The organism is Streptomyces sp. NPDC044003 (genome assembly GCF_056435185.1).
In genome coordinates, this window is sequence record NZ_JBWKFA010000005.1 from 159062 (window position 1) to 177098 (window position 18037).

15 protein-coding genes are annotated in these 18037 nt (G+C 69.8%); 4 read left to right on the forward strand and 11 right to left on the reverse strand.

Annotated elements, in window-relative coordinates; translation table 11 throughout:
• Positions 1 to 73: 73 nt before the first annotated feature.
• Genes AC07AW_RS21150 through AC07AW_RS21160 form a run of 3 tightly spaced genes read left to right on the forward strand, consistent with a single transcriptional unit; the run spans position 74 to position 6217 of the window.
• The gene (locus tag AC07AW_RS21150) at positions 74 to 3229 is read left to right on the forward strand and encodes a helicase-related protein (protein WP_478817025.1); all 3156 of its coding nucleotides are present in this window, start codon (positions 74 to 76) and stop codon (positions 3227 to 3229) included.
• Positions 3157 to 5112 (forward strand): DrmB family protein, encoded by a 1956-nt coding sequence (drmB, locus tag AC07AW_RS21155; RefSeq protein WP_478817026.1) that lies wholly within the window; start codon positions 3157 to 3159, stop codon positions 5110 to 5112. The genes AC07AW_RS21150 and drmB overlap by 73 nt, the downstream gene beginning before the upstream one ends.
• A 7-nt stretch (positions 5113 to 5119) precedes the next feature.
• Entirely contained in the window at positions 5120 to 6217 is a 1098-nt protein-coding gene (locus AC07AW_RS21160) for a DEAD/DEAH box helicase (RefSeq protein ID WP_478817027.1), read from the forward strand.
• 470 nt (positions 6218 to 6687) lie between these two features.
• Here AC07AW_RS21160 and AC07AW_RS21165 read toward each other — a convergent pair whose 3' ends face one another.
• The 10 genes from AC07AW_RS21165 to AC07AW_RS21210 all read right to left on the reverse strand — a co-directional run bounded on the left by AC07AW_RS21165 (position 6688) and on the right by AC07AW_RS21210 (position 15495).
• Positions 6688 to 8127 carry a hypothetical protein gene (locus AC07AW_RS21165; protein ID WP_478817028.1) on the reverse strand — a complete coding sequence of 480 codons (1440 nt, stop codon included), beginning with the start codon at positions 8125 to 8127 and terminating at the stop codon, positions 6688 to 6690.
• A gap of 300 nt (positions 8128 to 8427) precedes the next feature.
• The gene (locus AC07AW_RS21170) at positions 8428 to 8832 is read right to left on the reverse strand and encodes a hypothetical protein (protein ID WP_478817029.1); all 405 of its coding nucleotides are present in this window, start codon (positions 8830 to 8832) and stop codon (positions 8428 to 8430) included.
• Positions 8833 to 8940: 108 nt separating this feature from the next.
• Positions 8941 to 10698 (reverse strand): relaxase/mobilization nuclease domain-containing protein, encoded by a 1758-nt coding sequence (locus tag AC07AW_RS21175; protein ID WP_478817030.1) that lies wholly within the window; start codon positions 10696 to 10698, stop codon positions 8941 to 8943.
• On the reverse strand, positions 10698 to 11363 hold the full coding sequence (locus tag AC07AW_RS21180) for a MobC family plasmid mobilization relaxosome protein (protein ID WP_478817031.1): 666 nt from the start codon (positions 11361 to 11363) through the stop codon (positions 10698 to 10700). The genes AC07AW_RS21175 and AC07AW_RS21180 overlap by 1 nt, the downstream gene beginning before the upstream one ends.
• Positions 11360 to 11584, reverse strand: coding sequence for a hypothetical protein (locus AC07AW_RS21185; protein WP_478817032.1), 225 nt, complete (start codon positions 11582 to 11584; stop codon positions 11360 to 11362). The genes AC07AW_RS21180 and AC07AW_RS21185 overlap by 4 nt, the downstream gene beginning before the upstream one ends.
• 114 nt (positions 11585 to 11698) lie before the next feature.
• Positions 11699 to 12757 carry a DUF2637 domain-containing protein gene (locus AC07AW_RS21190; protein WP_478817033.1) on the reverse strand — a complete coding sequence of 353 codons (1059 nt, stop codon included), beginning with the start codon at positions 12755 to 12757 and terminating at the stop codon, positions 11699 to 11701.
• Between the two features lie 5 nt (positions 12758 to 12762).
• A complete protein-coding gene (locus tag AC07AW_RS21195) occupies positions 12763 to 13329 on the reverse strand; it encodes a WhiB family transcriptional regulator (protein WP_478817034.1) in 567 nt (188 codons plus the stop codon).
• A gap of 120 nt (positions 13330 to 13449) precedes the next feature.
• On the reverse strand, positions 13450 to 14148 hold the full coding sequence (locus tag AC07AW_RS21200; RefSeq protein ID WP_478817035.1) for an ATP-binding protein: 699 nt from the start codon (positions 14146 to 14148) through the stop codon (positions 13450 to 13452).
• Positions 14148 to 15167, reverse strand: a complete 1020-nt coding sequence (locus tag AC07AW_RS21205; RefSeq protein WP_478817036.1) for a hypothetical protein — start codon at positions 15165 to 15167, stop codon at positions 14148 to 14150. The genes AC07AW_RS21200 and AC07AW_RS21205 overlap by 1 nt, the downstream gene beginning before the upstream one ends.
• A 1-nt stretch (position 15168) precedes the next feature.
• Positions 15169 to 15495 (reverse strand): transcriptional regulator, encoded by a 327-nt coding sequence (locus tag AC07AW_RS21210; protein WP_478817037.1) that lies wholly within the window; start codon positions 15493 to 15495, stop codon positions 15169 to 15171.
• 550 nt (positions 15496 to 16045) lie between these two features.
• On the opposite strand from AC07AW_RS21210, the gene AC07AW_RS21215 reads away from it, so the two are divergent.
• Complete coding sequence (locus AC07AW_RS21215) at positions 16046 to 16918, forward strand: helix-turn-helix domain-containing protein (RefSeq protein WP_478817038.1); 873 nt, start codon at positions 16046 to 16048, stop codon at positions 16916 to 16918.
• A 394-nt stretch (positions 16919 to 17312) separates the two neighbouring features.
• On the opposite strand, the gene AC07AW_RS21220 is transcribed toward AC07AW_RS21215, so the two are convergent.
• Positions 17313 to 17942, reverse strand: a complete 630-nt coding sequence (locus tag AC07AW_RS21220; protein ID WP_478817039.1) for an HAD-IA family hydrolase — start codon at positions 17940 to 17942, stop codon at positions 17313 to 17315.
• Positions 17943 to 18037: the final 95 nt, after the last annotated feature.

Here is an 18037-nt window from a genome sequence, read left to right on the forward strand (position 1 = left end):
CGGGACGACGGCCACTACGAAGTACTACGTCCCTGCCCACCTCCCTCCCGACGATCCAGGAGAGACCCTGTACGTGAACCCGCGAGACGAACTCGCCGACTATCTGCGACGGCAGTTGGTCGGCCCCGCTCACGGCGAGGAGGAGATGCTCGACGCTCCGCCAGACCGGCAATACCTGATGGGCACTCTCTATCCGCAGGACTCTGACCTCCAGCGGCGGCTTGCCGAGACCGCCGAGGAGCTGGAGGGGCCGGGTACCGAGAATGACGCAGTCGACACGGCCCCAGCGGCGGATCCCATTCCAGAGTCGAACTCCTGGCTGCCGTCCTCTCTCGGATTCAGCTTCTACACGGACGGCTCGGCCGTGGAGGTCCTGTGCGGGGCCGCCCGCTACGCGACGCGGCAGGGCGAGCGGGCCCGACAGTGGCAGCGGGTCCCGCTCCCCGTGGAGACGGTGACGCTCGGGGCGGACGAGGACGAGATCACGGTCCTCGACGGTCGGGCACAGATCCGGCTGCGCCGGCGCCCGTTCGGTGGCGGGCAGCTCGTTACGGTCGCCCTCGTGAACACGGCCCGGACCGACGCCCGGACCGCGACAGGCGGGAGCCGGGGCGGGCAGTGGGACCGCATGCTGTTCCAGGTACGCCTTGAAGCCCGTCCCCTCGACGGGCGGATCCGCCCGTACCCGAGTGTGCGGCTGGCCAGTCGTGACCCCGAGGAGCAGGAGCTGCGGCTCCAGTACCGACATGTCGTCACGTACGCGGTCGGACACGGCTGCGCAGTCCGGGAGATCCCCGGCGAGGCGGACGGGGTCGCAGGCGTCGCAGCCGCGGTGATGCCCCGGTCCGAGGTACCAGCGACGCGGGCCGCAGGGCCGGTCGGACTGCCCGTCCTGCGGGTGTCTCACCTGTCCGACCCGACCGTGCCACGGGACGCCCTGCGGGCGGAGCTGCTCGACTTCACCGCCGGGTACCGGCGGTGGTTCGAGGAGCAGCGAGACACCTCGGTCCCCCACTGGGGCAGGGAGGCGGCGGATCGGATCCTCGGCCGGATCGAGGCCGTCGTGGACCGCGTCGAGTCGGGTGTACGAACCCTGTGCGACCCCGGACGGCCGGAGCTGTTGGCGGCGTTCCGTACGGCGAACCGCGCGATGGCCCTGCAGATGCGGCATTCCGCCTCCGACCGGGCGGGTGAGCGCCGGGCCCGACTGCGGACCCCGATGAGCGAGCCCGAGCCGTTTGCGGACGCGGCGTGGCGTCCGTTCCAGCTGGCGTTCTTCCTGTTGGCGCTCGACGGGGTGGTGGACCCCCGGCATCCGGACCGCGAGGTCGCGGATCTGATCTGGTTCCCGACTGGTGGCGGCAAGACCGAGGCATACCTGCTGCTCGCCGCGTTCGTGATGGTGCTGCGCCGGAACGCGCCGGACGGCGGGGGCACCGCCGTGCTCAGCCGCTACACCCTGAGCCTCCTGACGACGCAGCAGTTCCAGCGGGCCGCAACCACGGTCTGCGCGCTAGAGCGGCTGCGCCGGGACGATCCCTCGGCCCTGGGCGAGGAGCCGTTCTCCATCGGCCTGTGGGTGGGAGAGGCGACGTCGCCGAACACCTACGACGCGGCGCGCAGGGCGTTCGAGGACGTGCGGGCAGCAGCACGGCCGGAGGACGTGTTCATCCTGGACCGCTGCCCGTGGTGCGGGACCGGCATCCTGCCGCGCCACAAATCGCCAGACATCGGCGACTACGGAGTGCGGGCGGACGGGGGCTCCTTCGTGTTCTTCTGCCCGAGCGACGACTGCGCCTTCCACGACGAGCTGCCGGTCGCGGTCGTCGACGAGCACCTGTACGACCGGCCGCCCACCTTCGTCCTGGGCACCGTGGACAAGTTCGCTCGCCTTGCCTGGGAGGCCCGCTCGGGTCGGTTGTTCGGCTTCGGCACTAGCGGAACCAGGACGAGCAGCACCGGGGTGGACACGGCCCCGCCGTCCCTGGTCATCCAGGACGAGCTCCACCTCCTGACAGGGCCGCTGGGGTCGACCGTTGGTCTGTACGAGGCCGCGATTCTCGGCCTGTGCACCCGGGACGGCGTCGGCCCGAAAGTGGTTGCCTCGACGGCCACGATTCGCCGTTCTGGGGAGCAGGTACGCGGCTTGTACGGGAGTGAGGTGCAGTTGTTCCCGCCGGCCGGGCTCGACGCCCGCCGCTCGTACTTCGCCGAGCCCGACACTTCCCGCCCCGGCCGCGACTACGTCGGCGTGATGGCGCAAGGCCACACCGCCGGCCGCGCGTCCGTCGCCACCGCGGCAGCGATGCTCCAGGGAGCGTGGGAACTGCCGGAGAAACACCGGGACGCCTACTGGACCCTGGTGGCCTACCACCACAGCCTCCGGGAGCTTGGTCGTACGGTCACCGCCGCGGCCGACGACATCCCGGCGCAGCTCGCCGGGCTCGACAGCGGGCGGGGCACCCGACCGCTGTCGGACGGCGAGGTGCAGGAGCTGACGAGCAACCTACCGAGGGCGGAACAGCCCGTGCTGCTCGACAGGCTGGAGAAGCCGTACACGGCCGCGGACGCCGTGTCGTTCCTGCCGTGCACCAACATGCTGTCGGTCGGCGTGGACGTGAAACGACTCGCCCTGATGCTGATGCAGGGGCAGCCGAAGACCACCGCCGAGTACATCCAGGCCACGAGTCGGGTGGGGCGCCACGCGGTGCCCGGACTCGTCGTGACATTCTTCAACGCCACCCGACCCCGGGACCGGTCGCACTACGAGACCTTCGACGTCTACCACCGATCGCTCTACCGGTACGTCGAGCCGACGAGCGTGACACCGTGGTCCACGCCCTCCCGCCGCCGTGCCCTACACGCTGCGCTCGTGATCCTCGTACGTCATGGTCTCGGTCTGTCCGCCGAGAACCGGGCGGGCGACGTGCTGGATCGACTGACGGAGGCCGACGCGGCCGTCGAGGGGCTGGCCGCTCGGGCCGCAGCCGGTGACCCCCGGGTCGCATCGGCAGTGCGCGAGGAGCTCGACGAATTGCTGTCGGACTGGCGGCAGCGGGCGCTCGACGCCCGAAAAGAAGGTAAGGAGCTGTACTACCGCAGCCAGGGCAAGGGGCAGATGAACCTGCTGAAGAACTTCGAGCGTCCCGGAGGTCTGTGGGAGACGCCGCACTCGATGCGCAACGTGGATCGGGAATGCCAGGTGACGGTGAAGGGGGCAGACCTGTGAGCAGGCGGCTGCGGGTGCGCCAGGCCCAGACGGTGCTGCCGTTCGGGGTCGGCGCAGTGTTCGACATTCAGGGCGAGTCGTTCGTGGCGACGGGCATCGGAGACTGGCCAAGGCAGCGGCAGGAAGTCGTCTCGCCCCGGCTTGCTTCGCGCCTCGGGGTGAGCGGTTTCTACGCGGCTCCCCCGGCGCCCGACGACCGCTTCGACCGCCAGGACGCAGCGGGTGCCCCGTACATTCGCTTCCCCTCCTGGCTGTTCTGCGGTTCATGCCGGCGCATGGTGCGCTGGCGCGTCGCTGACGAGAAGCCGGGGGTGCCGCCAAGCTGTTCCGGCTGCTCGCCGGTGCGCCGACTGACTCCCATGCGCTTCGTGCAGATCTGCGCCGGCGGTCATCTAGGTGACGTCGACTGGTGGTTCTGGGCACACTCCCGGCTCGATGCGGCGGCCCGGCAGGCATGTACGACGCGTGAACGGCTCCGCTTTGACGTTTCGGAGCGAGCGACGGGCCTCGAAGCGCTCTCAGTTACCTGCCTGGCGCGGGAGTGCGGAGCCTCCCGGAACCTGCTCGACGTGCTCGGCACGCACGGCATGCGCTGCTCGGGGCGGAATCCCTGGCAGCGGTTCGGAGAGGCGGCCGACTGCGTCAAGCCCGTCCAGATCGTGCAACGGACGGCGGGCAACGTGTACTACCCGGTGTTGAGTTCCGCCCTCGACATCCCAGAGGCCGAGGGTGCGGCCGGGGGTTGGGACGAGCTACTGGCCGAGCGGGTCCGCGCCTCCGACCTGTGGATCCCACTGTGCAAGGAGGCCGGCACGGCCCGAGGCCTGCTCTACCGCGATCTCGTCAAGGAGGACACCGGCGCGGACGACGCCCTGCTGGACGCGCTCCTCGCGGAGGAGACCGGCTCACCCGTGCCACCCGCATCCGCCGATTCAACCGGCGCGCCCGGTACGTCCGGGCAGGCAGGAGACGGGGGCGGCGACGAGCCCGTGGTGCCCGACATGAGCCGCGAAGAGTGGGCGGCGTTCATGGCACCGACCCCGCTCGCCACCAGGGACTTCACAGTACGCGCGACCGGCCTCGGTCTCGATGGTGAGTGGGCAGAACCGTGGGTCGGGCTGCAGAAGAAGGTGGGCCGGATCGTGCTCGCCGACCGGCTCCGGGAGGTGCGGGCCCTGCAAGGCTTCCGCCGTGTCTCACCTAACGAGACCTTCGTCCCAGCCGACACAACGCGACGGCTCCGGTGGCTGCCCGCGGTGGAGGTCTTCGGCGAAGGGGTCTTTCTCACCCTGGACGAGAAGGGGCTGCGGTCCTGGGAGCTGGACGAGCGGGTGGTCAGGCGGGTCTCCGGGATGGGCGAGGACCTCTCCCGTTCGTTCCAGGCCGACCGGCTCGCCGCAGTGACGGGCGCCGCACTCTCCCCGCGATTCGTCCTCCTCCATACGCTCGCCCACCTCCTCATCCGGCAACTGTCGTTCGAGTCGGGGTACGCGACGGCGAGCCTCCGCGAGCGGGTGTACGCGCGCCCGGAGCACAACCAGTTCGGGGTGCTCGTCTACACGGCAGCGGGGGACGCCGAGGGCACCCTGGGCGGGCTCGTCCAGCAGGGCGAGCCCCCGCGGCTCGCCGAGACCCTTCTGCGAATGACGGAGGCGGCGGCCTGGTGTTCGGCAGACCCCTTGTGCGCCGAGCACACCGGTCAGGGCTTCGACAACCTGAATCGGGCGGCGTGCCACGCCTGTACCCTGCTGCCGGAGACCAGCTGTGAGACGGGCAATGCCCTACTCGACCGCACCCTGGTGGTGGGCGGCGGCCAGGTGCCCGGCTACTTCGAACCGATCGTGACGGCGGCGCGCGCCGCTGCGGCGGCGGCCGGAGAGTGAGCCCGTGATGACTCTCACTTACACGGATCTGACGGCGGACCAGCGCACGGTGCTCGACGCACTGCCCTTCGCAGGGAACCACGTCGTCAGCGGACCTCCTGGGAGCGGCAAGAGCGTGCTGGCCGTGCACCGCGCGGTGATGTTGGCTCTCACCGGCGAACCGACGGTGCTGCTCACCCGTTCCCACCTGCTGCGGCAATCGATCCAACCCGCCGTGACCGCCCTCGGGCCTGAGGAGGACCGTGTGACAGTGTCCACCGCCCACGCGTGGCTGGCCGGCTGGTACCGGCAACGGACCGGAACCGCCGCGCCGCGCGCGGACGACGGGTGGTACGACTGGCGAGCCTTCATCCAGGAAGCCACCCGGGCCGAGCCGATGGCCGGCCTCTCGGTGGTCGTGGACGAAGGGCAGGACCTGCCCCAAGAGTTCTACCGCCTCTGCCGGGTGCTGGGAGCCCGGATCACGGTGTTCGCGGACGAGTGCCAGCAGCTCACGGAAACCCACTCGACGCTCGCAGAGGTGTCGAAGGCGCTCGGCGGGTGCCCGGTGCGGGAAATCGGGGGCAATCACCGCAACACCCAACAGATCGCGGAGCTTGCGGGCCACTTCCACATCGGACGAACGCTTCCGGACCTTCCCTCGCGCCAAGGGCCGCCCCCACGTCTGCACGCACTGCCCAGGCCGGGTGCCGTCGTCGATCTGGTCCTGGCGCTCGCACAGACGCATCCCCACCAGACGATCGGAGTGATCCTCGGTTCCACCCGAGGCCAGTTCGACCTGGTGACCCGGCTCGACCGGGCGGCACCGCGGCTGAACGCGCAGATGTACACGTCGGAGGCCACCCAGGGCCGATATCGCACGCTCGACCTGGCACGCCCCGGCGTCATCATCGTCCACCGGGCCAGTGCCAAGGGATTGGGCTTCGACGTCGTCGTAGTGCCGGACACACACGTGGACTCCGCCACCGACCCCACCTCCGCCTCGGTACGCATGGCCTATTACGTCCTCGCCACCCGCGCACGGCACGAACTGCACCTCGGATACGAGGGTGCTGGCGAGCCTCCCCTTCTCGCGGGGATCCCGCGAGGGAGCCTCGTCCGGTAATGAATTGCGGACCGGGTAGGACAGCCAGAGGAGTTGGAACGGGCTGCCGCACGGACTTACGGTTCCCGTTGCATCAGACGCGAGGAAGAACCGCAGCACGGGATCAAGACCCGGCGCGCGGCTGACCACGGTTGGTGAAGGGGTCATATCCAGGGTTCGGGCGAGTGGCGCAGATGCGACTTCCAGGGCGGGCTTCTCAACAGTGGCAACGTCGGCTGACCACCCTGTACACGCCGAGGAGCTCCACCGATGTATCGGTGGAGCTCCTCGGCGTGTATCACTTCGCTCCTCTATACCAGCGGAGTGCACTCACTCCTGGCCTGTCGTATTCCTTTGCTTCGGCGCGGTGTGTGCCACTTGTTCTCGGCCTCCCGGAGGAGCCCCTGGTTCGGCAAGGCGAGATGCCGCTCGAGGCGCGGTCCTTCGGCGTTCGTATCGTTCAGCAGGGTGAGCGCGCGGTCTTGCCACCCTCAAGACCGGCCACGATCCTCGAGTGTCGTCTGTACACTCGCTCGGTCAGGAGCCAACTCCAAGCACTGAACTCCGAAGTAGCCCGCGTTCGCGGAGGGCGGTCGCTGGATGCTGTCCTCGGTGTCCCACCACTCAGCGACGATGCGTAGCGCGGTGGCGTCGGAGGTTTGGGCACGCTCGTAGGACCACAGCTCGTACCGTTCCTTGGTCTTACTGAGAGGGTGGTGCGAACGCAGCGCGCAGGCGACGACGCCCGAGTGCGCTGGGTATCCGGGCAGCTCTTCGGGGGCTGGCAACCCGTTGGGCCCGTACGGATTTGCCGCAAGGATGCCCACAACCCAGTCTTCGTTGTCCCATCGCTGGTCGGCGGGCTCCACGATGCACCCCAGCACCTCGAGTGGGACGCTACCAGCGACGCGCTGTCTCGTGACGGCTCGCTCGGCCAGGGGACGGAAGTATCCACGGCTGGGAACGTCGAACCTGCGGTAGAGCTGTTGCAGCGAGCCGGGGTCCAGGGGCATCCCTACCAGTTGGAACGACACGTTGCACCGCGATACGCGTCGAGTTCGCGTGGCGGAGACATTGCCTGAGATCGTGAAGAACCCGCCGTCGCAGGCTTCGAAGTAGACGAATTCCTCACTGTGGTGTGGGTCTTCGAGTTCGTCAGTCCGTTCTTTCCATACTGTGAGCGCGTCTGCAAAGGAGCGAGCTCCGGTGCCGTGCCAGTTGCGGCGGTGCTGCTGGATGCTCCACTGACCCTTCCGGCCGACCCACCCGAGCTCGTCGAGCGACTGCAGGAGGCGGAGCAGTTCTCGTTGGTCCCAGGCTCCGACCGGCATGTCCAGGGAGACGCCGCTCCCAGCGGCCGGCACCCAGTCGATATCAGGCAGGTCGAGGCAGAACACGATGGAGTCGAAACCCCCGTCTCCCTGGAACCACGTCACGTCATCACCACTGGCTGTGAGCAACCTATAGGGGCTCTCAGGCAGAAGCCGCAGCTTCTTGCGTGACCGCCTTGCAGTCTTCTCGGCCTGGGATTCCTTCTCTCCATAGTGAACGTTGCCGTGGACAACCAGTTGATCGTGCTTGAGCCGGAGCATCCGTTCCAGCTCCTGCGGCTCCCTCAGCGCAAGGAGGATGTCAGTCTCGTCGAAGACGAGGATCAAACCCTCCTGGCGGAAGTCCACGATCTCCTTCTCGGCCTCTTCGTTGATGCCGAGCATCGTGAACAGGACGCCGACGACCGTGCCGTCGACACGTCGCAGCCGGGCTCGGATCGCCTGGATGATGTCGGTGCCAGCCTGGTGGTTCTCCCACTTCGCTTCGACGAGGTAGCGGCTATTGTGCGAGATCACCGCGAAGTCGGTTTGGCGCCGCCCAGCCATCCTCGGGTTGTGCGGTGCCTCAAAGTGAGCCCTCTGGAAGGCACGCTCGAGCAACGCCTCGAGCTTGTACCCCCGGCTCTGCGGAGCTGGGATCGCCCGCAACGCATGAAGCTCGCTGAGTAGATCCGATTCGTGCCTGGGCCGGATCTCAAATCCGTCCCCACCCTCCGGGGCCGGGCTTTCCCCTGCGGGTTCCTCGTTATGGTGACTCATACTCAGTCATCCTGGCGCACGCCTGTGACAAGCACCCGTGAGCTGCTGCTGAGCTCTTGGCTCCTGCTGGCAAGAGCCCTCCCCACCGGCAGGAGCGTCCGTCGACCGCTCCCACCGGAAGTCCGATCGATATACCGCTCGTTATGCCAGGTAGGCACCGGCAAAGACGCCGTCGAAGCCGAGCGCGATGAGGCCCTCTTCGACGGTGGGGTAGGTCGTGCCGTACGGGCTGGCGATCAGGGCGTCGAAGTCGGCGCGGCTGATCTCGGGTTCGAGCCACTGATTGCTGCACCGGCAGCGGATCCAGACGCTGCGGCCGTGGTTGATGAGCAGCCAGTCGCGTCGGGCCCGGCAGGCCGAGCACATCACGGGGATGCCGCCGAGGGCGAGTTCGTGTGGGTGGCTGACGCAGCGTGTTGCGCCGGGGCCGTCGGCCGGCTGCGTCTCGTACTGGAGTTGCAGCAGGGGGTCGGTGCCGGTGGGAAGGACGGGCACCGTGGGTGCCGGCTCCGTGGTGCGGTCGGTGGTTCTGAGCACGTGCGGCATCTCCCGGTCGAGGGCTTCCTGTTTTCATCCGTAACAGCCGGTGGAACCGGCTGTCCAGGCATTTCGTGGAGTCCGGTCGGTCGGTGGCCGGCCTTCCGGACGCGCTGATCAGCGGCGCGGTGGGCGGCTGCGTGGGTCAGAGACGGCAGGGCGCGGCGGCGTTGCGGGTGCGTTCCGTTCGCTGGTGCGGTTGGCCGAGGTCTTGGTCGGGCGGGTGCCGGTCTGCGGGCGGCGCGGAGCTTCGCCCGGGTGGGCGGGGAGCTGGGCGATCCTGCGCAGGCGCCAGACCAGGACGTCGTTCACGTCTGCGGCGGTGTCGAGTTCGCGCATGTCGATGGCCTGCTGAAGGAGGGCCTCGGGGTCGTGGCCTGCCTGCTCGGCCTGGGCGAGGGTGGCGACCAGGGCGTCGGTCTTCGTCGACGTGCCATCTGCTCGTACGCCCTGCTCCGGCAGAGCCGCGCGGAGGGCGGCCTCGTGTGTCCGGCGTTGGGCCTCGGGGAGGGCACGGCCTTGGTCGTGCAGCACTCGCATCGGCGTGGCGGCGGCCTGACGGTAGGCGGTGCGCAGATGCTCGGCAGCTTGTCGGGAGGCGTGGGCCTGCTGGGCGTGGCCGCGGGCGGAGTGCCAGCGGGCGGCGGCGAGGGTGACCAGGACGAGGGTGGAGAGGAGCATGGCGGTGGTGCCGCCGTCCTCGCCCCGGCCGAGCGCGCCACCGGCCTGGACGATGCCTCGCGCGGCCGAGCGGAGGGCCCCTGTGTCGGCGCGCTCTGCTCGGACGTGGCTGCGGGTCGCCCGCTCGAAGGCTCGGGCGGCGGCAGCCAGCTCGGCGCGGGTGGCGGCCGGGGAGGTCTGGGCGACCGCGTCCAGGAGTTCGCCGATGCCGACGAGCTGGGCTGCGGCTTCATCGTCGTCGCCGTCGAGGAGGACGGCGGCGCGCTCGGCAGTCCCGGTGGCGCTGCGTCGCTCTCGGGCGGGCGGGGACCAGTCCGTCAGGCCGTCGGTGGCAGCGGGCGTTGCCCGCTCGATGGTTCCGTCGGCGAGCCGGAGGCGGATCTTCGGAAGGGACAGGTCGGGAGCGAGCTTGGAGCCGGGGTACCAGACAGGTTCACCGTGGCGGTTGCGGTCGCCGGGCAGGGCCACGTTGTAGCCGAGCGCGTCGCCGGACGGGGCGTGGCGCACTTTCACGCGCAGGCCCGCCTCGCGGAGCCGGGTGAAGAACTCCTTCTCGTCGTGCGCTCCCGCGAGGGCCTGGCGGACGGCTTCGCGGAGCGTCTCGCGGGAGGTCTCGGGGCGGCCGGTGCGTTCGGCCTTGAACTTCTCGGCGCTGGTGGGGTTCTTCGCTGCGGTGCCGTCGCCGGCGTTGAGGCGGCGCAGGCCCATCTCCTCCTCTATGCGCCGGCAGACGGCCTGGGCCTTGTTGAAGTCGTAGTTGAGGCGGGGATTGCGCAGGTCACCGCGGACCAGGGTGGCGACGATGTGGATGTGGTCTTCCGCGTGGCGGACGGCGACCCACCGGCAGCCGTCGGGATCACCGTCTGGGGCGATGCCGGTGGCGTGGACGATGCGCTGGGCGACGGCGTTCCACTCCTCGTCGGAGAGCCGCCGGTCGCCGGGGGCGGTGCGGACCGAGCAGTGCCACACATGCTTGGCGGGCGCGCGGTCGCCGGCCTGCTTGACCCGGAGGTCGAGGGCGGCGGTGAGGCGGGCGAGGGTGACGTGCGTGTCGGTGTCGCGGCCGGGGTCGGGGGCGAAGCCGTCCCAGGAGCCGACGAGGTGCGCATCGGTGTGCTCCTCGCGTCGGCCGGGGCCGTAGAGGTAGACGAGGAGTCCGTGGGTGCGGGAGCCGCGTCCGATGTCGGGAACCATCACAGCCGCCTGGTCACCAGGTCGTTGGCCGCGTCGTCGAGGCGGCCGAGGGCCCGGGTCAGAATGCTCAGCACGTGGTCGAGTTCGCCGGGGCGGGGCTGTCCGCCGGCGTTGTGGACGTAGGCGATCTGGTTGATGTTGTTGCCGATCCGGGCCAGGGCGGTGCGCAGGGCGGCGAGTTCGTCGATGGCCGTGTCGAGTTGTTCGTTGGTGTGCAGGGCGGTCGAACCGCGGGCTGCGGCGAGGCCGGCGGCGGCGAGGAATCGGGCGACGGTGACGCCGCGCTGCGTGGCAGCGGCGACGATCTCGGCTTTCTCGGTGTCGGAGAGGCGGGTGGTCGTCTTGCGGGTGCGCTCGCTCGGGTTGCGGCTGCGGCGGCGCGGCTTGCGGTCGGGGAAGGCGGGTGTGCTCGGGCTCGGCTTCTCGCGATCGTCGTTGCGGTCGGCTTGTCCCCCGGTGACCGGCGCCCCCTGGTGCCGGTTGCCCGGCTGGTCCCCGTGCGCCCTCGCTCGGGGACCAGCCGGGCTTCCGCCGCCCTCCGGGGCGGGGGCAAGTGCGTGCGACGGGCCGTAGGACCGTCGTACGCGATAGCTTGCTCCGCCAGGAGCCGTCGTGGGGTCACGCTGCAGTCCGGCGGTGGTCACCGCCGGGTCGTCGGTGGTCACCGGCTCGTCTCGGGGTTCTGCTGCTGGATTTCGCGGACGAGTTCCTCGATCCAGTCCATGGCGAGGACCGGGTGGTGCAGGGTCCAGGGGCGGTCGTGCTGCTCTCGTTGCACGATCCAGGTGGCGTCGGGGCCGGACTGGGCGTGGTGGAGGTGGCCGCGCTGGTGAAGGACGGTCAGCCAGGAGTCGACCTCGGCGGGAGTGGCCGGGTGGGTGCGCATCGGATGTTCTCCGCTTCTGCTCTGGAGGGGTATGGGGCGGGTGTCCGGAGCGGGTGACCGGAGCGGGTGACCGGCTGAGGTGACCGGCTCGGTCACCCGCTCCGTAGCGCCCGGTCAGTTCCGGGTGGAGGTGACCGGCTGTCCGTGCTGGGCGCGGAGCTGGGCCATCAGGGCGGTCAGGGTGTCGCTGGAGAGCGGGATCTGCTGACCGCGGATCGCCTGGGCGACCACCTTGCGGGTCAGCTTGTCCTCGGCCCTGACCGCTGACCGGGCGATCTTCAGCAGTTGCTCGGTGTCGGGGTCGGGCCGCCGGTCACCGGGTGTCCGGGCCTCTCGGTCAGCGACCGGCGGCGGAGTGACCGGCGGGGTGGTGACCGCGGCCGGGCTGTCCTGGTCGCCGGTGACCGGGGCGGTGTCGCCGGGGTGGTCAGTGACCGGCCGAGCCGACTCCGACTGTCCGGGCAGGTCAGCGGCCTCGTGCGACTGTCCCCGGTCATCGGTGACCGGGTTGCTGCTGCCCACCGGGGCCCTGTCCCCGGTCAGCGACCGGGAGGCAGGAGCCTGCTTTTCCAGGGGCAGTGGCGGCCGGTCGGTGAGGGCGGTGGCCGGCTGACCGGCCTTGACCTGACCGACCGCCGACCGGTTCTGGCCAGCCTGGTCAGTCCGGGTGACCGCGACGGCGTCGCGCCGGTCACCCTGGCCCTGGTGACCGGGGTGACCGAGGTCCTCGCGGTCACTGCCCTTGACCGGCCCCCGGGCGATGAGGATGTAGAGGTGGACCGCTCCGGCCAGGGCGAGCGGGGCGATGGTGGACAGCACCGCGACCACCGTGTCCCCGAGCCTGAGGCCGGTGCCGACGACCGCGTCCTCGTTGAGCCGCACCGCGTGGAGCGCGTTGGCCCAGATGCTGGCGGCGGTGGCCGTGCCGAAGAGCGCCCAGACGTAGAGCCGGGCACGCAGCGGCGCGTCGCGGAGGACCAGGAGCGCCCGGACGCCGTAGGCGATGAACCCGTCGATCACCAGGGGGAAGAGGTAGGTGAGGAAGCCTCGGATGTGGATGGCGACGGCCATCTGCTGCAGCGCGTCGTATGACAGCGCGCATCCCGCGCCGCCGAGGGCGATGACGACCGCGCGGTCCCAGCCGGATATGTGCGCCGTCTTCGGCGCGGCCATGGCGGTCACGCTGCCGTCCCGAAGTCGTCGCGGCCCAGGCGCTCTCCGCTGACCTCGCTTGGCGCAGTGGTCGTCTCGGGTTGGTCCAGGTCTCGGTTGCGCAGGGCGCGGCGGAGTTCGCGGTACCGCTTCTGGGCGTGCTCCTCGGTGATCTTCAGGAGCCAGGCGAGGCGCTGTTCGGTCACCCCGTGGCGGTAGGCGGCGCGGATGACCGCGCGGCGCTCGGCCTTGGTGAGGTGGATGTCGCGACCGGCGATGGTGTCGTTGACGCGGCTGTAGTCGAGGCGGTCGGCGATCTTCTCGTGCAGAGGTCCGCGCTCCTCTTCGGTCAGTCCGCCTCGGATGCCGTCGGTGTCGCCGGCTTCCAGGGCGGCGTCCAGGCAGGCGCGGCGGACCGGGCACTGGCCGCACAGCGCCTTGGCTGCGGTGATCTTGTCGGTCTCGTCGGGGTCCGGGAAGAAGATCTCGGGGTCCACCGGGTTGTACTCGGTGCTCTGGCAGACGGCCTGGTCCCGCCAGGTGTGGTCGCCGAGCGACCGGTGGCGGACAGGGCTGTGCGTCGTGCTGGTCATGCGGGTTGCTCCGATCGCTCTCCGCGCGCAGGGGCGTCGGCGGAGAGGTGCGCTGGGTCGAGGAAGGACTCGGGGCAGCGCGCGCAGAAGGCGCGGCCCTGCGTGGTGTCCGGGGGCGGGTCAGGCTGCGAGACGGTGGCGTCTGCGGTCGACCTGCTCGAACTCGACCCGGGTGGTCATCTGTGCGAGCCGGGAGGCGACGCGGTCGCCGAGGTGGGCCCGGAGGTCCCTGATCGCCAGGTTGGTGGTGATCAGGGTCGGAAGCTCGTAGTTGTACCGGCGGTTGATCAGCCGGTACGTCACTTCCTCGACCCACTCGCTGGCCTTGGCCGCGCCGAGGTCGTCGATGATCAGCAGCGGGCAGCGGCTGACGGCGGCCAGCTCCCGCTCACTGTCGACTCCGGGCCGGGGCCGCAGGTCGGCGTACAGATCGGCGGCGGTGGTCGCGCGCCAGCGCACGCCGACTCCGCTCTGCACCAGCCGCCGGACCGCGCCGTACGCCTGGTGCGTCTTGCCCGCGCCGACGACGCCGGCCATCAGCAGGCTGGGTCCGGTGGTGACCTGTCGCCTGGCTCCCTGGTTGGGAGCGACAGCAGCATCGGCGACGGTCCGGACCCAGGCCAGGACCTGAGGGTGGTCGGCGACGGCGGCCCGGTAGCGCGGGGGCATCCCGGCCGACAGGGCCTCCAGCGGGGAGACGGTCTCGGGCTCCTGGGCCGGTGCGGCGCCGGGGTCGATGTTGCGGGCGGCCAGGATCCGGGCCATCCGGTCCAGGGTTCCCTCGCCGAGGGTCTCCGGTTCGCGGTGACGGGTGCGCATCACAGCTCCTCGGCGTAGGCGGCAGCGGCGTTGGCCGGGTTGGTCCACGCCTGATGGGCGGGCACGTTAGGCCCGATTCCCGGCCGCGCCAAACCACCGGGGCCTGCGTTCATGGCCTCGTTGACCATGCTGGTCAGCACGCTCGGGTGCTTGGGGTTGGCCGCGAAATTCGCCAGCCCGGCCCTGATGTGATCCGGCGCGATGCCCTCGCCCAGGAGCTTCTTGGCGATCCGGCCGAGGTGTCCGATCACCTCACTGGGCGGGCGTTCGGCGCAGGAGGCGACGTACTCGCCGACGAGCTGGTTGGCCGAGACGCCTTCTGCAGGGGCCGTGCGCCCCGTAGGGACAAGAGATCCAGGATCCAAGATCCTAGATCCAGGCGCCGAGCCCTCTCCGACGCTTCGGGGAAGGTTCGGGGAGTCCTCGGAGAATGCCTCCTGACCTGCGCTCTTCATTCCAGCCCGGCTAGGAACGCCGCCCACGCTGTCGGCGGCTTCCTGCTGGTCGACGGAGGCCCCACCCGCGTAGCCGGGACGCGTCGAGGTGGTCTTGGCGGGCAGGTCGAGGGCTCGTGGAGCGTTCCCCGAGGTCTCGGCGAGTCCTCGGGGAGCAGTAAACGAGTCCTCGGTCTGCTTGGTGCAGGAGCCCTTGCAGGGCGCGCACCGGTCGGCGGCCTGATGCTGCGGGCAGGAGGGGAGACGCGACTGGCTCGGCTTGTCGATCTTCTGGTGGTCGGACCAGGTCACGATGTGGAGGTACCGGCGGCCGTCGCAGCCGGTGTACCGGCAGATCAGGCCGGCGGTCGCCAGCTGGTGGAGGTCGTCTTCGACGTGGACCGAGGTGTGCTCGGCGCGGAGAGGCCAGAGGAGTCCGGCGATGATCGCGGCATTGTCGCGGTGGCGGCCGTGGTCGTCGGCCTGGGTGAGCAGTCCGAAGAAGGTCCGCTCGGCTTCGACGCGCACCTCGGCGAGCGACTCGGAGGTGAACGCTTCGGGCTTGATGGTTCGTATCCGTGCCATGTCAGCGGCCCCGCCCAGGGGCGATCAGGTCGCTGCCGGTGAGAGTGGCGTCGGCAAGGTGGAAGATGTGCGGCCGGGTCCAGTCCTTCTCCGGCCAGACCCGCAGGATCCAACGGGCGGCGACCCTGACGGTCGTACGGTTCGCCCCCAGGGTCTTCCCGACCTCGTCCTTCACGGTGGCGTGCAGGTGGGGCCACCTCTGCTTCGGGTCGTTGAGACTGACTCGGATGGCGGCCGCGCCAGGGATCATGTCGGCGAGTTGGGCCGCGAGGCGGTGCGGGCGGTCGGTGTCCGGGCAGGCCGGGGTTCCGCTCGGCATGACGAGCATGCGATACTCCGTTTTTCGTAGGAGCGCGGTGCGGCGGTTCTCGTGCAAAAGCCCCGCCGCCCGCGTGATGCGTATGGGCACCTCTCGGGGTGCCAGCCCGGCGCTTGGGAGTTGGTAGCTCCCGGGCGCCGGTTTTCTATTGCCACGTCACGGGCCGTGCGCTCGCATTCGTCCCACCTCCTCTCTAGTGCTCGTTCAGCCCCTCTCCGGGGCGCCGCCCGGCGGGGGACGACGAACATACGTAGACACCTACGGCAAGTCCATCCCCGACTCGTTACAGGTCGCACAGGGCTCGCGACGGCTGGTGTCGGGGAAGGTTCCCCCGACCGGCCGGCAACCGCTGGACCGAATCCGACGGCGCGTTGCGCGAGTGGTCACCACAACGCAAAACGCATAGAGGTCCCCCAAGGCTGGCACCATAGAGAGCCGGAGCCCGGCCAGCAGGTGCGATACGGAAACGTACGTCAGTTGCGTAGATGTATCAAGTCTGGGCTACAGTTGCCCCAGAGGCCGCCACCACCGCCCCGATCGCCACCCCGCAGGAGTTCATGTGCCACGTCAGTTCGACGGCAGCCGCGTACGTGCTGTCCGGCGGGGCAAGGACCTCCATCAGAAGGAATTGGCCGAGATGGTGGGAGTCAGCGCCCCCACGGTCGCTCGATGGGAGGGCGGCCAGGACTTCCCCAAGGGCGAGAAGCTCCCCGCGATTGCAGGTGCGCTCGGTCAGCCGCTCGATGCCCTCTTCCCCCACGACGGTCCGCCGGACCTGCAGCTCCTGCGCTGCGACGCCGGCCTCAGCGTCGCGGAGGCCGCTGCGATCATCGGCGCGAGCCGCGTGCCGGTGAGCAACGCCGAATCCGGCCGGCGCCGACTCAGTGATGCTTACGTGCAGCCGCTCGCACAGGCATACGGGGTGACCGAAGAGGAATTGCTGGCCGCTCAGGACTGCTCGTTCGGGATTCGCCCCAGGGCCTCGCATGACGAGCACGCGCCCGCACCCCGCACGGTGGGAGAGAAAATCAACTATCTCCTGCAGCACGGGTACGTTGGCCAGGAGGCGCCCTCTGATGAGGAAATTGCGCGGATCGTCAACGAGCATGCGGGCGTGGCGGCCGTCACCGCCGACGACATCGCCGCCCTTCGTACAGGTGCCACGACGGAGGCTTCTGATGTGGTGCGTGCCGGCCTAGCTGAAGCGCTTCAGGTCGACGCGGCGCTCTTCCAGGACGATGCCGAGGTCGACCCTGCGGCCCGCGAATTCCTGGAGGCACTCCGCTTCCTCGGCTCGATTCACCGGGGGCAGATCCTAGGCCTGGCTGCCCGCGGCAACGGCGGGGGCCTGTCTGCCGAGATGATGGCCAAGATCAACGAGCTCGTCGGAGAGCTGAAGCACAAGCTGCCAGAGCCGCAGGACGGGGAGTGACGCCGTCACCGAGTGCTCCTCGGGGCTTGGCTATCTGAGGCGTTTCCGCTCTGCCGGCTTGGCATCTGACGCGGATCGTCGACCCTGCATGGACCGCATCGGTACGAGCTTTTCGGCAGCAGGGACAGTGGTCGGCAACAGCGAAGGGACTGGCGGGGATGCCCCTTGTTGGGGCATCCCCGCCAGTCCCTTCGCTGTTGCCGTTCTCCGCACTCCAAGGCCGACTACAGAGGCTCGCTCACTCGCCGCGGCCACTGCGCCGTGACTGTCTGCTGCGGCAGGCGGCCTTCGACGTCTCGGTCGAGTTCGCTGTGCTGAGGTGTCGGCGAGCAGCAGGGTCGACGGCTCAATTCGACATCGAGCCCGGTCGGGCCGCCGTGCGGCCTGCGCCGGGCTAAGACGCCGTGAGGTCCACACCGAGCAGCTCGGAGAGCGTGGCCACCGTCTGCTGGGGGTCCTGATTGTGCACCCCCGCGAGGCCGAGCTGTCCTGCTGCCTGGACATACGCTTCAGTGTCGTCGACGAAGACGCACTCCTCGGCCGGCAGATCCATGAGCTTCAGCGTGATCTCGAAGAGCTCGGGGTCAGGCTTGCGCAGCAGGTGCTGCTCGGAGATCACCACGACGTCGTACAGCCGCTCAAGCTCGTAGCCGTCGTACAGGTCCCAAGGGGCGAGCCCCACACTGTTGGACAGGATGCCCACCTTGATCCCGGCCCGCCTCGCCGCGGCAGCCGCATTGATCATCAGCGGCTCGGGGCGAAGGTCGCCGAAGATGCGGCCCATCAAGTTGTCAGCCGGCACCCCCAGCATCTTGCCGGCGAACTCGTTCCACTCAGTCTGGGAGACCGTTCCGCGCTCGAGGTCGCTGGTGATCCGGACGCCCTCCTCGTCCTTGTACAGGGCCGTGAGGCAGGCGCCCTGCGGGAGGCCCTCGCGCTGCTCGAACGCGAGCACCGCGGGCAGCAGCGGAGTGGTGAGAACGCCTCCGAAATCGAGGACGAGGCCCGTGCGGCGGTTGGACATGGGAGAACTCCAGATTGCTGAGATATCGGACGCGCATCCAGACCGGATAGCGTCACTGCCCGGCTACATGTGGCGACGGGAGTGGAGGTGCGTCG